This window comes from Pseudoxanthomonas broegbernensis (assembly GCF_014202435.1).
GTDB lineage: Bacteria > Pseudomonadota > Gammaproteobacteria > Xanthomonadales > Xanthomonadaceae > Pseudoxanthomonas > Pseudoxanthomonas broegbernensis.
Window position 1 is genome coordinate 156,083 of sequence record NZ_JACHGU010000005.1, and the last position, 13,885, is coordinate 169,967.

General features: G+C 73.2%; 11 protein-coding genes. 5 read left to right on the forward strand and 6 right to left on the reverse strand.

Annotated elements, in window-relative coordinates; genetic code table 11:
- Positions 1 to 19 precede the first annotated feature (19 nt).
- Positions 20 to 895 (forward strand): LysR family transcriptional regulator, encoded by an 876-nt coding sequence (locus HNR76_RS11480; RefSeq protein WP_162310279.1) that lies wholly within the window; start codon positions 20 to 22, stop codon positions 893 to 895.
- Between the two features lie 416 nt (positions 896 to 1,311).
- On the opposite strand, the gene HNR76_RS11485 is transcribed toward HNR76_RS11480, so the two are convergent.
- Positions 1,312 to 4,476: an efflux RND transporter permease subunit gene (locus HNR76_RS11485; RefSeq protein ID WP_162310278.1), complete on the reverse strand. Its 3,165-nt coding sequence runs from the start codon at positions 4,474 to 4,476 to the stop codon at positions 1,312 to 1,314.
- Positions 4,477 to 4,541: 65 nt separating this feature from the next.
- Positions 4,542 to 5,687, reverse strand: a complete 1,146-nt coding sequence (locus tag HNR76_RS11490) for an efflux RND transporter periplasmic adaptor subunit (RefSeq protein WP_425501769.1) — start codon at positions 5,685 to 5,687, stop codon at positions 4,542 to 4,544.
- 86 nt (positions 5,688 to 5,773) lie between these two features.
- Between HNR76_RS11490 and HNR76_RS11495 the strand changes: the two genes are divergently transcribed.
- The 3 genes from HNR76_RS11495 (at position 5,774) to HNR76_RS11505 (ending at position 8,707) form a co-directional block, all read left to right on the forward strand.
- Positions 5,774 to 6,436 (forward strand): TetR/AcrR family transcriptional regulator, encoded by a 663-nt coding sequence (locus HNR76_RS11495; protein ID WP_162310277.1) that lies wholly within the window; start codon positions 5,774 to 5,776, stop codon positions 6,434 to 6,436.
- A gap of 145 nt (positions 6,437 to 6,581) precedes the next feature.
- Positions 6,582 to 7,244, forward strand: a complete 663-nt coding sequence (locus HNR76_RS11500) for a protein-L-isoaspartate O-methyltransferase family protein (protein ID WP_162310276.1) — start codon at positions 6,582 to 6,584, stop codon at positions 7,242 to 7,244.
- Between the two features lie 95 nt (positions 7,245 to 7,339).
- The gene (locus HNR76_RS11505) at positions 7,340 to 8,707 is read left to right on the forward strand and encodes a TolC family outer membrane protein (protein ID WP_162310275.1); all 1,368 of its coding nucleotides are present in this window, start codon (positions 7,340 to 7,342) and stop codon (positions 8,705 to 8,707) included.
- Positions 8,708 to 8,791: 84 nt separating this feature from the next.
- Here the strand turns inward: HNR76_RS11505 and waaA are convergent, their stop codons facing one another.
- The gene (gene waaA, locus HNR76_RS11510) at positions 8,792 to 10,141 is read right to left on the reverse strand and encodes a lipid IV(A) 3-deoxy-D-manno-octulosonic acid transferase (protein WP_183982246.1); all 1,350 of its coding nucleotides are present in this window, start codon (positions 10,139 to 10,141) and stop codon (positions 8,792 to 8,794) included.
- Positions 10,142 to 10,202: 61 nt separating this feature from the next.
- On the opposite strand from waaA, the gene HNR76_RS11515 reads away from it, so the two are divergent.
- Complete coding sequence (locus tag HNR76_RS11515) at positions 10,203 to 11,141, forward strand: LpxL/LpxP family Kdo(2)-lipid IV(A) lauroyl/palmitoleoyl acyltransferase (protein ID WP_162310273.1); 939 nt, start codon at positions 10,203 to 10,205, stop codon at positions 11,139 to 11,141.
- Between the two features lie 84 nt (positions 11,142 to 11,225).
- Here HNR76_RS11515 and HNR76_RS11520 read toward each other — a convergent pair whose 3' ends face one another.
- From HNR76_RS11520 to HNR76_RS11530, 3 genes are read right to left on the reverse strand one after another with little or no spacing between them, the layout of a single operon-like run.
- A complete protein-coding gene (locus HNR76_RS11520; protein ID WP_162310272.1) occupies positions 11,226 to 12,557 on the reverse strand; it encodes an O-antigen ligase family protein in 1,332 nt (443 codons plus the stop codon).
- Positions 12,538 to 13,653 (reverse strand): glycosyltransferase, encoded by a 1,116-nt coding sequence (locus HNR76_RS11525; protein WP_162310271.1) that lies wholly within the window; start codon positions 13,651 to 13,653, stop codon positions 12,538 to 12,540. Before HNR76_RS11525 ends, HNR76_RS11520 begins: the two co-directional genes overlap by 20 nt.
- 31 nt (positions 13,654 to 13,684) lie before the next feature.
- A complete protein-coding gene (locus tag HNR76_RS11530; protein ID WP_162310270.1) occupies positions 13,685 to 13,882 on the reverse strand; it encodes a zinc-finger domain-containing protein in 198 nt (65 codons plus the stop codon).
- Positions 13,883 to 13,885 lie beyond the last annotated feature (3 nt).

The following is a 13,885-nucleotide window of genomic DNA, read 5'->3' on the forward strand; positions in this document are numbered from 1 at the left end:
ATTCCTATTGGGAATTATCATGGACTGGGCCAACCTCACCGCCTTCGTCGCGGTGGCCGACCAGGGCGGCTTCTCGGCCGCCGCCGAATCCCTGCACCTGACCCAGCCGGCGGTGAGCAAGCGCATCGCCCTGCTGGAGGAGTCGCTGCGGGCGCGCCTGTTCGACCGCCTCGGCCGGCAGGTGGTGCTGACCGAGGCCGGGCGCCTGCTGCTGCCCCGCGCCCGGCAGATACTGGCCGAGGGCGAGGCGGCGCGGCGCGCGCTGCAGGACCTGGACCAGGACATCGGCGGCCGGCTCAGCCTGGCCACCAGCCACCACGTCGGCCTGCACCGGCTGCCGGCGCTGCTGCGCCGCTTCACCGCGCAGCATCCGCGCGCGGCGCTGGACATCCGCTTCATGGATTCGGAGCAGGCCTATAACCAGGTGCTGCAAGGCGAGGTGGAGGTGGCGGTGACCACGCTCGGCCCGACCGAGGCGCCGCTGCGCTCGGCCCTGGTCTGGCACGACCCGCTGCAGTTCGCGGTCGCCCCCGACCACCCGCTGGCGCGGCTGCCGAAGGCAACGCTGGCCGACATCGCCGCCCACCCGGCGGTGCTGCCGGACCCCAACACCTTCACCCACCGCATCGTGGCGCAGACCTTCGCCCGGCGCGGGCTGGCGCTGCAGGTGCGCATGACCACCAACCACATGGAGACGATCAAGATGATGGTCTCCGTCGGCCTGGCCTGGAGCGCGCTGCCGCATACCCTGCTCGACGCCCAGGTCCAGGTGCTGCCGGTACCGGGCGTGCAGCTTGCGCGGCGGCTGGGCTACGTGGTGCATGGCGGCCGCACGCTCTCGCGCGCGGCGCAGGCGTTCGTCGGACTGCTGGAGGAAGAGGCCTCGTCGTCCTGATTTGCAGATCTGCGCGAAAAGCGGCGGCAAGGTTGCCGAGGGTCCGCGGTGATCCCGCCCGACCTCCATGTCCCCCGGTACCGGCCTACGGCCGGCACCTCCTCCTTTACTTCCGGTCAGGCGGGATCACCGCGGACCTTCCACGCATGGCCGGCGCCCTCGTAAAAAACCGCCGGCCCTCTCGAAGCGCTCCGATGCAATGCCTGCCGACGGGAGGTAAAGGAGGAGGCAGCGGCCGCGGGCCGATGCCGGGGGGCACGAGCGGCGGCAGGCATTGCATCGGAGTGCCGCTGCCATCTCACCGGCTTTCGGCTTTCGGCTTTCGGCTTTCGGCTTTCGGCTTTCGGCTTTCGGCTTTCGGCTTTCGGCTTTCGGCTTTCGGCTTTCGGCTTTCGGCTTTCGACGTCCGGCTTCCGTCAACCCGCCGCCTCCTCCGGCTTCACCCGGAACCAGGCCGCGTACAGCGCCGGCAGGAACAGCAGGGTCAGCGCGGTGGCCACCACCAGCCCACCCATGATCGCCACCGCCATCGAGCCGTAGAACGCGCTGCGCGACAGCGGGATCATCGCCAGCACCGCGGTCAGCGCGGTCAGTACGATCGGCCGGAACCGGCGCACCGTCGCATCGACGATCGCGTGCCAGCGGTCGTGCCCGGCGGCGATGTCCTGTTCGATCTGGTCCACCAGGATCACCGAGTTGCGCATCACCATGCCGGCCAGGGCAATGGTGCCCAGCAACGCCACGAAGCCGAACGGCATGCGGAAGACGAGCAGGAACCAGGTCGCGCCGATCAGCCCCAGCGGCGCGGTGACCAGCACCATCAGCGTGCGCGAGAAACTGCGCAACTGCAGCATCAGCAGGGTGACCACCACGATCAGGAACAGCGGCATGCCGGCCTTGATCGAATCCTGGCCGCGCGCGGAGTCCTCCACCGAGCCGCCCACCTGCAACAGGTAGCCCTGCGGCAACTGCGCGCGCAGATCGTCCAGGGTGGGGTCGACCTGCGCGGTCACCGCCGCCGGCAGCAGCTCGTCGCCGATGTCGGCGCGCACGGTGATCGTGGGCAGGCGGTCGCGGTGCCAGATGATGCCGTCCTCGAACACGTGCCGCAGCCGCGCCATCTGCGACAACGGCACGCTGCCGCCATCGCCCGTGGGGATGGCCAGGCTGCCGAGCATCTCCAGTTGCGCGCGGTCGCCCTCGCCGCCGCGCAGCATGATGCCGACCAGCTCGTTGCCCTCGCGGTAGGTGCTGGCGCCGTAGCCGGACAACTGCGCGGACAGGAACTGCGCCAGTTGCGCGCTGCTCACGCCCAGCACACGGGCGCGGTCCTGGTCCACTTCCAGGCGGACCACCTTGCTCGGCTCGTCCCAGTCCAGGTTGACGTTGACGGTGTGCGGGTTGGCGCGCACCTTCTCGGCGACCTGGCGGGCGATGGCGCGCACCTGGGCGACGTGCTCGCCGGAGACGCGGAATTGCACCGGGTAGCCGACCGGCGGGCCGTTCTCCAGGCGGGTGACGCGCATCTGCAGCTCGGGGAACTGCGGCACCACGTCCCTGAGCAGCCAGTCGCGCAGTTCCTCGCGCGCGTGGATGTCGTGCGCCAGCACCACGAACTGGCTGAAGTTGGTCGCCGGCAACTGCTGGTCCAGCGGCAGATAGAAGCGCGGCGAGCCGGTGCCCACGTAGGCCACGTAGTTGTCCACGCCCTCGCGCCCCTGCAGCAGGGCCTCCAGCTTCCTGGCCTGGGCCTCGGTGGCGCGCAGCGACACGCCCTCGGCCAGTTCCAGGTCGATCATCAGCTCGGGCCGGGTCGAGTCCGGGAAGAACTGCTGCGGCACGAAGCGGAACATCAGCAGCGACAGCACGAATAGCGCCGCCGTCGCCGCGATCACCCACCAGCGCCGGCGCAGGCAGGCATCGAGCAGGCGGCGGAAGCGCACGTAGAACGGGCGCTGGTACGGGTCGCGATGGTGGCCGTCCAGCGGCGCCGGCTCCAGCACGGCGGCGTACTGCGGCCAGCGGTCGGCCAGGCGCTCGCGCCAGGCGCGGCGGCGCGCGGCCAGGCTGCCGGGCCGGGGCGGCCGCGGATGGGCCAGGTCCGGCAGCATCCTGTCGCCCAGGTACGGGATGAACAGCACCGCCACCACCCACGACACCAGCAGGGCAATGGTCACCACCTGGAACAGCGAGCGGGTGTACTCGCCGGTGCTGGAGGCGGCGGTGGCGATGGGCAGGAAGCCGGCGGCGGTGATCAGGGTGCCGGTGAGCATCGGGAAGGCGGTGGACTCCCAGGCGAAGCTGGCCGCGCGCAGGCGGTCGAAGCCCTGCTCCATCTTGATGGCCATCATCTCCACCGCGATGATCGCGTCGTCCACCATCAGCCCCAGCGCCAGCACCAGCGCGCCCAGGGAAATCTTGTGCAGGCCGATGCCGAAGTAGTGCATCGTGGCGAAGGTCATCGCCAGCACCAGCGGGATGGACACCGCCACCACCAGGCCGGTGCGGAAGCCCAGCGAGAAGAAGCTGACCAGCAGGACGATGGTCACCGCCTCGGCCAGCACGCGCACGAACTCGCCCACCGAGTCGCGCACCGCCTGCGGCTGGTCGGAGACCTTGCCCAGCGCCATGCCCGCCGGCAGCGTGTCGCGCAGGCGGGCGAACCGCGCCTCCAGCTCCTCGCCCAGGCGCAGGATGTGGCCGCCGTCCTTCATCGCCACCGCTATGCCGATGGCGTCCTGCCCCATGAAGCGCATCCGCGGCGCGGCCGGGTCGGCGAAGCCGCGATGCACCCGGGCCACGTCCGCCAGGCGGATGGTGCGCCCGCCGGCGCTCACCGGGAACGCGCGGATCTCCTCCACGCTGCGGAACGGGCCGTCCACGCGCAGTTGCACGCGCTCGGAGCCGGTCTCGTAGAAGCCGGCCGGCACCACCGCGTTCTGCCCTTCCAGCGCCTGCCGCACCGCCTGCAATGGGATGCCCAGGGTGGCCAGCTTGGTGTTGTCGATCTCGATCCAGATCTTCTCGTCCTGCAGGCCGAGCAGCTCGACCTTGCCCACGTCCGGCACCCGCTGCAGCTCCAACTGGATGCGGTCGGCGTAGTCCTTGAGGATGGCGTAGTCGAAGCCCGGCCCGGTCAGCGCGTAGATGTTGCCGAAGGTGTCGCCGAACTCGTCGTTGAAGAACGGGCCGACCACGCCCTCGGGCAGGGTGGCGCGGACATCGCCGACCTTCTTGCGGATCTGGTACCACAGCTCCGGCACGTCCCTGGACTTCATCGAGTCGCGCGCCATGAAGATCACCTGCGACTCGCCCGGGCGCGAATAGGCGCGCACGAACTCGTAGCGGCCGGTGTTCATCACCGCCTTCTCGATGCGCTCGGTGACCTGCAGGGCCACCTCCTCGGCGGTGGCGCCCGGCCACAGCGTGCGCACCACCATCGCCTTGAAGGTGAACGGCGGGTCTTCGCTCTGGCCCAGGCGAAGGTACGACCAGGTGCCGATCAAGGCCGCGGCGATCATGGTGTACAGCACCAGGCCGCGGTTGTTCAGCGCCCACTCCGAGAGGTTGAAGCGGCGCATGGGTCAGGGTCCGTGGAGGGGAGACGGGGACCCGGCGACGCCGGGCGCGGAACGCTGCGGGCGATTCATGGCCGCGCCTCCCCGGCGGGCGGCGGGGACGCCGGTTCGAGGGGGCGGTTGTCGCGGTCCACCGGCGCCAGCGGTTCGCCTTCGCGCAGCAAATGGCCGCCGGCGGCCACCACCCAGTCCTGGGCGCGCAGCGCGCCGCTCACCGCCACCGACTCGCTGCCGTAGTCCCCGGCCGTCACCGGTACGCGCACCGCCACGCCGTCGCGCACCACCCACACCACCGCACCGCCATCCTCGCCGCGCTGCACCGCCGACAGCGGCACGCGCAAGGCATGGCCACCGGCCGCGGCCTGCAGGTAGACGCGCGCGCTCTGGCCCAGGGTGGCCTGGTCGGCGACCGCCGCGTCCAGCGCCACCCGCGCCGCGTAGCTGCGGGTCTGCGGATCGGCCGCCGCGGCGATCTCGCGGATGCGCCCGGGCAACTGCCGCCCGGGGTCGTTCCACAGTTCGATCCGGGCCGCGTCGCCGACCTTGTGCGTGCCGATGCCGGCCTCGGGCAGGACGATGGCCACCTCGCGGCCGCCGTCCGCGGCCAGCACGAACACCGTCTGACCGGCCGCCACCACCTGCCCGGCCTCGGCCGAGCGCGAGGCGATCACGCCGGCGTGCGGCGCGCGCAGCTCGGTGTAGCCGGCCTGGTTGCGGGCCACGTCCCACTGCGCCCGCGCGGCGCGGGCCTGGCCGGCGGCGGCCTCGTAGGCGGCCTTCTGCGCGTCGAACGCGGAGCGGCTGACCAGTTGCTGGTCCACCAGCGTGCGATAGCGCTCCAGGTCGCCCTTGGCACGCGCCAGTTCTGCGTCGGCGGCGGCCATTTGCGCCTGTGCGGCCTGCGCCTGCAAGGCCTGGTCGCCGGGGTCCAGTTCGGCCAGCACCTGGCCCTGGGCCACCCGCGCGCCGGCATCCACGTGCCGCCGCACCAGCTTGCCGCCGACCCGGAAGGCCAGCGGGCTCTCCTGGCGCGCATGCACTTCCCCGGGAAACGCCATCCCGGCGCCGGCGCCGGCCGCCTGCGGCTGCACCACCCAGGCCGGGCGCGCCTGCGCCTGCGGCGCCGGGCCGCGGCCGCAGCCGGCCAGCACAAGCACGGTGGACAGCATCGCCAACGTCATCGCGGCCGCGCCGCCGCCCATTCCCTGCTTCATCGCGTGCGCTCCGGTTGCCATGGATGGAAAATAGTGAACCGGGCGGTATGGTATAAATAGAAAACCATGTAGTCTAGTATTCCCGCATGACCCGCAAAACCTCGCCCGCCAGCGCCGCCCCGGCGCCAGCCCGCCCTGCCGGCCCAGGCCGTCCCAAGGACCTGGCCAAGCGCGCGTCGATCCTCGACGCGGCCAAGCGCCTGTTCGTCGAACAGGGTTACCAGGGTGTGAGCATGGACCAGATCGCCGCCGCCGCCGGGGTGTCCAAACTGACCGTCTACAGCCACTTCGGCGACAAGGAGACGCTGTTCTCCGCGGCCATCGCGGCCAAGTGCCGGGAAGTGCTGCCGGACGACCTGTTCGTGCGCCCGCCCGACGGCCCCCTGCACGACCAGTTGTGCGCCATCGGCCATGCCTTCTTCCGCCTGATCACCAGCGAGGAGGCGATCAGCATGCACCGGATGATGAGCACCCCCGGCACCGCGGAGAACGACCTGCGCGAGCTGTTCTGGGAAGCCGGCCCGCGCCGCACCCAGGAAGTGTTCGGCGGCTTCCTGCAGGCGTGCGTGGACGCGGGCCAGTTGCGGATCGACGACGTGCCGCTGGCCTCCTCGCAGTTCTTCAGCCTGCTCAAGGGCGAACTGCACCCGATGCTGATCTGCGGGCTGCGCGCGGGCCACGGCCCGGGCGAGGTGGCGCGGCACATCGACGCCACGGTCGAGTTCTTCCTGCGGGCGTATGCGGCCTGACCTCCTCCACGCCCGGCCGGCGGCGACGCAGGTCCCGGTGACTTCCGGCACTGCGACCCCCGCCCGGCCGGCGGCGATCCTGTCGCGGCGGGCCCTGCCCGGCCCGGTAGTAGAATGCCCGGCCTCCCGCGCTGAATGAGCTGCCATGACGATCGATTACGCCCGTGCCCGTGAACTGATGGTGGAACAGCAGGTGCGTCCCTGGGACGTGCTGGACATGGCCGTGCTCGATACGGTCGGCCGGCTGCCACGCGAAGCCTTCGTGCCCCGGGCGCAGCGGGCGCTGGCCTACGCCGACCTGGAGCTGCCGCTGGGCCATGGTGCCCGGATGATGAAGCCGGTGGTCGAGGGCCGCATGCTGCAGGCGCTGAAGCTGGAGCCGGGCGACAGCGTGCTGGAGGTCGGCACCGGCAGCGGCTACACCGCCGCCTGCCTGGGCGCGCTGGCGCGCGAGGTGGTCAGCATCGAGATCGTCCCGGAACTGGCCGCCGCCGCGCGCGCGCGCCTGGACGCGGCCCGGCTGGGCAGCAACATCCGCATCGAGGCGGCCGACGCCCTGCAGTACACGCCCTCGCGCCAGTTCGACGCGGTCTGCGTGACCGCCGCGGTGGCGCAGGTGCCGGCCCGGTTCCTGGAATGGCTGCGCCCGGGCGGGCGCCTGTTCGTGGTCCGCGGCCGCGCACCGGTGATGGAAGCCGTGCTGCTGCGCCCGGCCGGCGAAGTCAACGCCGCGCCCGCCGAATCGTTGTTCGAGACCGAGCTGGACTACTTGCAAGGCGCCGAGCCGACGCCGCGGTTCCTGTTCTGACCGCCGCGCCGCACGGCGCGGCAACCCTTTCCGAAAGCCCCCACGATGGCCCGCGACGCGACATGGGTCTCACCCGAAGAATAAGGAAGCCGCTGATGATCCGCCGTTCCCTCGCCCTGGCCCTGGCGGCCACCCTGGCCTCCGCCTCCGCGCAGGCCACCGACCTGCTGCAGACCTACGAGATGGCGCGCAGCGGCGACCCGCAACTGGCTATCGCCGAGTCCAACAGCCTGTATACCCGCGAAGGCCAGGTCCAGGCACGCGCTGCGCTGCTGCCGCAGTTGTCCGGCGACGCCTCCCTGCGCCGCAGCCGCAGCGAGATCGAGGGCATCGCCGGCAGCCGCACCAGCACCAGCCGCAGCTACGGCCTCAGTGCCAGCCAGACCCTGTTCAACTGGGGGCAGCTCTCCAGCCTGCGCGCGCAGCGCTCGCTCGGCGCGGCCGCCGAGAAGACCCTGGACGCGGCCAACGACGACCTGATGGTGCGCACCGCCGCGGCCTACTTCGACGTGCTGGTGGCGATCGAGTCGCTGGCCGCCGCCGAGACCAACGAGGCCGCCGGCAAGCGCCAGTTCGACTACGCCGACAAGCGCCTGGAGGTGGGCCTGGCGCCGATCACCGACGTGCACGAGGCCCGCGCCCAGTTCGACGATGCGCGCGCCAACACCATCCTCGCCCGCAACGCGCTGGAGGACGCCTACCAGGCCCTGGCCGAGCTGACCGGCCAGCCGGTGCGCGACCTGCGCGCGCTGCCGGCCGACTTCCGCCCCGAGCTGCCGGCCCTGCGCGCCGGCGCCGACGCCTGGGTGGCCGCGGCCATCGACCAGAATCCCATCCTGCGCGCCAGCCAGCTCCAGGCCGAGGCGGCGCAGGCCAGCGTGCAAACCGCGCGCGGCGGCCACTACCCCACCCTGTCGCTGGGCGGCAGTTGGGGCAAGGACGCGGCCTGGGGCGACAACGTGGGCACCGGCGTCGGCAACGGCGACACCACCGGCACTGCGGTGGGCCTGACCCTGAGCGTGCCGATCTTCTCCGGCGGCGCGACCCAGTCGCGCGTGCGCCAGGCCATCGCCCAGCGCGACATCGCCCAGGACCAGTACGAGCAGCAGCGCCGCGCCCTGGACCGCAACACCCGCAACCTGTACCAGGCGCTGGTGGCCGGCGTGAGCGAGGTCGAGGCGCGCCGCCTGGCGGTGGTCTCGGCGCAGAGCGCCTACGACGCCTCCCAGGTCGGCCTGGAAGTGGGCACGCGCACGGTGCTGGACGTGGTCCAGAACCAGCGCACGCTGTTCGTGGCCCAGGTCGAGTACGCGCGCTCCAAGTACAACTTCCTGCTCAACCGCCTGCTGCTGTCGCAGGCCACCGGCGAGCTGGACGTGGCGCAACTGCGCGAAGTGAACCGCCTGCTCACCGTGGAGGCCGAGGCGCAGCTTGCCTCGCCGCCGGCGCCCGCCGCGCAGTGAACCCAGGCCGGCGGCGCGGGCGCCGCAGGCCGGCGCACCGTGCACACGCCACAGGGCCGCCTCCGGGCGGCCCTTGCCGTTTCATCAGGCGCCGGGGGCGGTGGCCGGCGCGGGCGCGATCTCCACGGCCGCCGGCAGGTCCGTGGCGATCAGGTCCAGCGTCCTGCGCAGCGCGCCGCGGTTGTGGTGGATCAGCGCACCGCCGGCCTCGGTCATCTGCCGGCGCGCGCCCGGGTCGTCGAGCAGCGCCTGCAGCGCGTCGCCCACCCCGGCCGCATCGGCGCCGATGCGCAGCGCGCCAGCGGCCTCCATGCGCCGCGAGATCTCGGCGAAATTGTGCAGGTGCGGCCCGGTGACCACCGGGGTGCCGACCGCCGCCGGCTCCAGCAGGTTGTGCCCGCCCACCGGCTGCAGGCTGCCGCCGACGAAGGCCACCTGCGCGCAGGCGTAGAACGCCATCAGCTCGCCCAGGGTATCGATGACGAACACGCCATCGTCCGGCCGCGGCCAGCGCTCGCGCTGGCGCGTGCCCACCTGCCATCCGGCCGCGGCGGCCAGCGCCTGCACCCGCGCGAAGCGCTCGGGATGGCGCGGCGCCCACAGCAGCAGCAGGCCGGGCCAGCGTGCGCGCAGGCGCCGGTGCAGGGCGACCACCTCCGCCTCCTCGCCCTCGTGCGTGCTCGCCGCGATCCACACCGGCCGGCCGCCGCCCGACGCGGCGGCGAACTGCGCGACGAAGGCGTCCAGCCCTTCCGGCGCGGCCACGTCGTACTTCAGGTTGCCCAGCACCCGCACCTGCTCGCCGCGCGCGCCGAGCGCCCGGTAGCGGCGCGCGTCCTCCTCCGACTGCGCGGCCACGCAGGCCACGGTGCGCAGCGCGCGCCCGATCAGCGGCCGCAACAGCCGGTAGCCGCGCAGCGACCGCGCCGACAGCCGCGCGTTGACGATGTAGACCGGGACGCCCAGGTCGCGGCAGCCGAACAGCATGTTCGGCCACAGCTCGGTCTCCATGATCAGCGCCAGGCTGGGCCGGAAGTGCAGCAGGAAGCGGTCCATGCTGCCGGGCAGGTCGTAGGGCAGGTAGACGTGCTCGATGCGCGCGCCCCACAGCGCGCGCACCCGCTCCGACCCGGTCGGCGTGATGGTGGTGACCACCCAGCGGATGTCCGGCCGCCGCTTCAGCAGCGTGTCGACCAGCGGCGCGGCGGCGTTGACCTCGCCCACCGACACCGCGTGCAGCCACAGGCACGGGCGCCCGGGCTGGGCGCCGTAGGCGGCGTAGCGCTCGTCCCAGCGGCGGAAGTACTCGCGCACGCGGAATCCGCGCGAGACCAGGTGGTACAGAGTGAGCGGGGAAATCAGGTACAGCGCGAGCGAGTACAGCGCGCGTACCGCCGCTTCTCCCCAATCCTTGCGCTTGGCGTGGTCGGACATCGGCGCAGCATAGCCGAGGCCGCGTGCCGCGGCCGTGCCGGCCGCCGTAGAATCCCAGGCCATGACCGCGCCCGATTCCCCGCCGCCGCGCCCGTCCCTCGCCCCGCGCCACTGGCCGATGTGGCTGGGCCTGGGCGCGATGGTGCTGGGCGCGCGGCTGCCGTGGCTGTGGCAGCGCGCCATCGGCCTGGGCATCGGCCGCCTGGCGCTGCGCCTTGCGCGCACCCGGCGGCGCGCGGCCGAGGTGAACATCGCACTGTGCTTCCCGGAACGCACGCCGCAATGGCGGCAGCGGCTGCTGCGCGAGAGCTTCGACGCGCTGGGCATCGGAATGTTCGAGTTCGCGCGCGCGTGGTGGGGCGGCATCGCGCCCATCCGCCGGCATGCGCGGGTGGAGGGCCTGGAGCACCTGCGCGCGCTGCAGGAGCAGGGCCGCGGCGCGCTGCTGGTCTCCGGCCACTTCATGACCCTGGAGATGTGCGGCCGGCTGATGTGCGGGCACCTGCCGCTGGCCGGCATGTACCGCCGCCACCGCGACCCGGTGCTGGAGTGGGCGGTCAAGCGCGGGCGCCTGCGCTACGCCACGGCGATGTTCGCCAACAGCGACATCCGCGGCGCGATACGGCACCTGAAGCGCGGCGGCATGCTCTGGTACGCGCCGGACCAGGACATGCGCGGCAAGGACACGGTGTTCGCGCCGTTCTTCGGCATGCCCGCCTCCACCATCACCGCCACCCACCAGTTGGCGCGGCTGACCGGCTGCGCGGTGGTGCCGTTCTTCCACCGCCGCGAGGGCGGGCGCTACGTGCTGCGCGTGGCACCGCCGCTGCAGGACTTTCCCTCGGACGACGTCACCGCGGATACCGCCCGGGTCAATGCCCAGATCGAGGCGATGGTGCGCGAGGCGCCGGCCCAGTACCTGTGGATCCACCGCCGCTTCAAGCGCCAGCCGCAGGGCCGCAGCACCTGGTACGAACGCAAGCCGGCCGCGCCCTTGTAGGAACCGGCTTCAGCCGGCGGCCGCCATGCCGGTGGGCCGACGACCATTCCCGTTCCCCGGCCGGGTCGCCGACTGGAGCCGCTCCTACGAAGACGGGAACGACGGACGGTCGCCGGCGCGGCCGTGCAGCGCACCGGCGTACAGGCCCGCCAGCAGCAGCAGCACCCCGCCCCAGAAGGTCGAGTAGAACGCCAGGTGGGTGTTGAGCGGGAACACGGTGACCGCCAGCGCCAGCAGCGCCGGGCGGGCGCGCTCGCGCGCCGCGGCACCGGCCGTGCGCCAGCCGCGCCACGCCACCCAGGCGCCGGCCAGCCATAGCGACAGGCCCAGCGCGCCGGTCTCGCTGAGCAGTTCCAGCACGACCTGGTGCGCGTGGTGGGCTTCGCCTTCGCCCCAGGCCGGCACCTGCCCCGGCGCCGGATCGCACGCCGGCCAGGCGCGGCGGAAACCGCGCACGCCGACGCCGTTGAGCGGATGCGCATGCACCATGCAGGCGGCGCCTTGCCATATCCGGGAACGGCCGGACAGCGCGCCGTCCATGCCCTCGCCGTTCTCCTGCAGCGCCAGCGCCGTGCGCGCCACGCGCGCCTGCAGTTGCGGGGATGCGGCGTACAGCCCGGCCAGCGCGATCGCGCCCGCGGCGGCGAAGCCGAGCATCCGCCGCATGCCCAGCACGCGCCAGCCGGAAAACGCCAGCACCAGCGCATAGCTCAGCCAGGCCGCGCGGGCGCCGGCCAGCACGATGGCGATGCCCAGCGCCAGCGCGGCCACGCACCACCCGGCCCCGCCCAGGCGCCGCACCGCGGCCACCAGCACGAACGGCGACAGGCTCGCCAGCACCAGGCCCAGCTTGAGATTGCATGGACCGAACACGCCGCTGAGGCGGTCCGCCGCCAGCGTCTCGGCGGCGCTGCAGGAGCCTTCGCCACCGGCGATGCGATCCAGCGCGTCCAGGCCCAGGAACAGTGGGCTGCCGCCCAGCGCCGCCTGCAGCAGCGCGTCGGCGGTCCATGCCGCCACGATCAGCGCCAGGCCGCCGCCGACCCGGCGCCGGCCCCGCGCATCGTGCATGGCGATGGCTACGCCCCACAGGAACGGCGCATAGCGCAGGTCGGCCACGACTTCCTTCCATGCGCGGGCGCGATCGAGCGCGTCCGGCGCCGACAGCAGTTCCGGCAGCCAGTAGGCGGCGAACACGCACGTCGCCAGCGCCGCCGCGCGGCGATCCAGCGGCAGGGTCCCGCCGCGCGCCACGGCGATGGCCAGCAGCGCCAGGACGGCCAGCGCGCCGAGCGCGAGCACGCCCTCGGCCGGCCCCGGCAGCGGCCACAGCGCCACGCAGGCCAGCACCCAGGCCGGCGTCCAGGCGAAGGCGGCGTTGGCCTGCGCGCCGCGCTCAGTGGGCCAGTTCGGCATACAGCTCCAGCGTCGCTCGCTGCATCGCCTGCAGGGTATGGGGCACCGTCGCGGGCAGAGGGGGGGGCTGCCGCAGCATCGCGATGGCGGCGGCGTCCAGGGCGGCGGCATCGAACGCCGGCACCGCGCCCTGCGGCTGCAGCCGGGCCAGCAGTTCGCCCACGCCGCCATGCGCCCAGCCCAGCACCGGCCGTCCCACCGCCAGCGCCTCGATCACGGTGCGGCCGAAGGCCTCCGGCTTGCGCGAGAGCTGCAGCACCAGGTCGCTGGCCGCGTAGGCCTGGGCGATGTGCGAGGTCGGCGCGGTGAACAGTGCCGCCCCGGCCACGCCCAGTGCCGAAGCCTCGCCTTCCAGCTCGCGCAGGTAGGCCTCGCGTCCGGCCTCGCGCGCGCCGGGCAGCCACAGCCGCGCCTGCGGGAACGGCCCCGCGCGCAGCGCCGCCAGCAGCCGCAGGGCGTCGGCATGGCCCTTCAGCCGCGTGCCGCGGCCGGGCAGCAGCAGCAGCGGGCCGTCGCCGGCCAGTGGCGGGTGCGCCGCGGCCACCGCCGCGCAGGCGGCGGGATCGGGAAGCGGGCGGCGCGGGAAAAGCGCCGGGTCGATGCCGCGCGGGATCACCCGCAGGCGGCGCGGATCGGTGCGCGGGTAATGCCGCAGGACGTAGTCGTGCACCGTCTGCGAGACGCAGACCACGCGCTCGCCGCTGGCCATGACCGCGCTGTAGCGTCCGGGCGAGTTGAGCCCGTGCACGGTAGTCGCCCAGTGCGGGCGCCGCGCCGCCGGCAGCGTGGCCAGCGCCAGCCGGCCCAGCCAGGCCGGCAGCCGCGAGCGCGCATGGACGATGTCCACGCCTTCGCGCAGCAACAGCCGGCGCAGCGGCGGCACGCACCGCAGCGCCAGCGGCGACTTGCGGCCGATGTCCAGGGCGACGTGTTCCGCGCCGGTGGCGCGCAGTGCCGGCAGCAGCCGGCCGCCGGCGGAAACGACGATCGCGCGGTGCCCGGCCGCGACCAGCGCGGCGGCGACTTCCAGGGTGGAACGTTCGACCCCGCCGGACTCCAGCGCCGGCAGCAACTGGACCACGGTCAGGCGGCGCATTGTCGTGGCGGCCGGCGGCGGCGGCCGCGGATCAGTCGACCAACTGGTAGACGGCGCTGCAATACGGGCACTGCGCCTGGCGGTCCGGCGCGTCCTGGATGGCCAGGTATACGCGCGGGTGCGAGTTCCACAGCGCCATCTCCGGGGTCGGGCAGCTCAGCGGCAGGTCGCTGCGGTGCACGGTGTAGCGCTTCTGAGCGTTGGCGGGCGCGGTGGCGGTGGTGGTCATGGC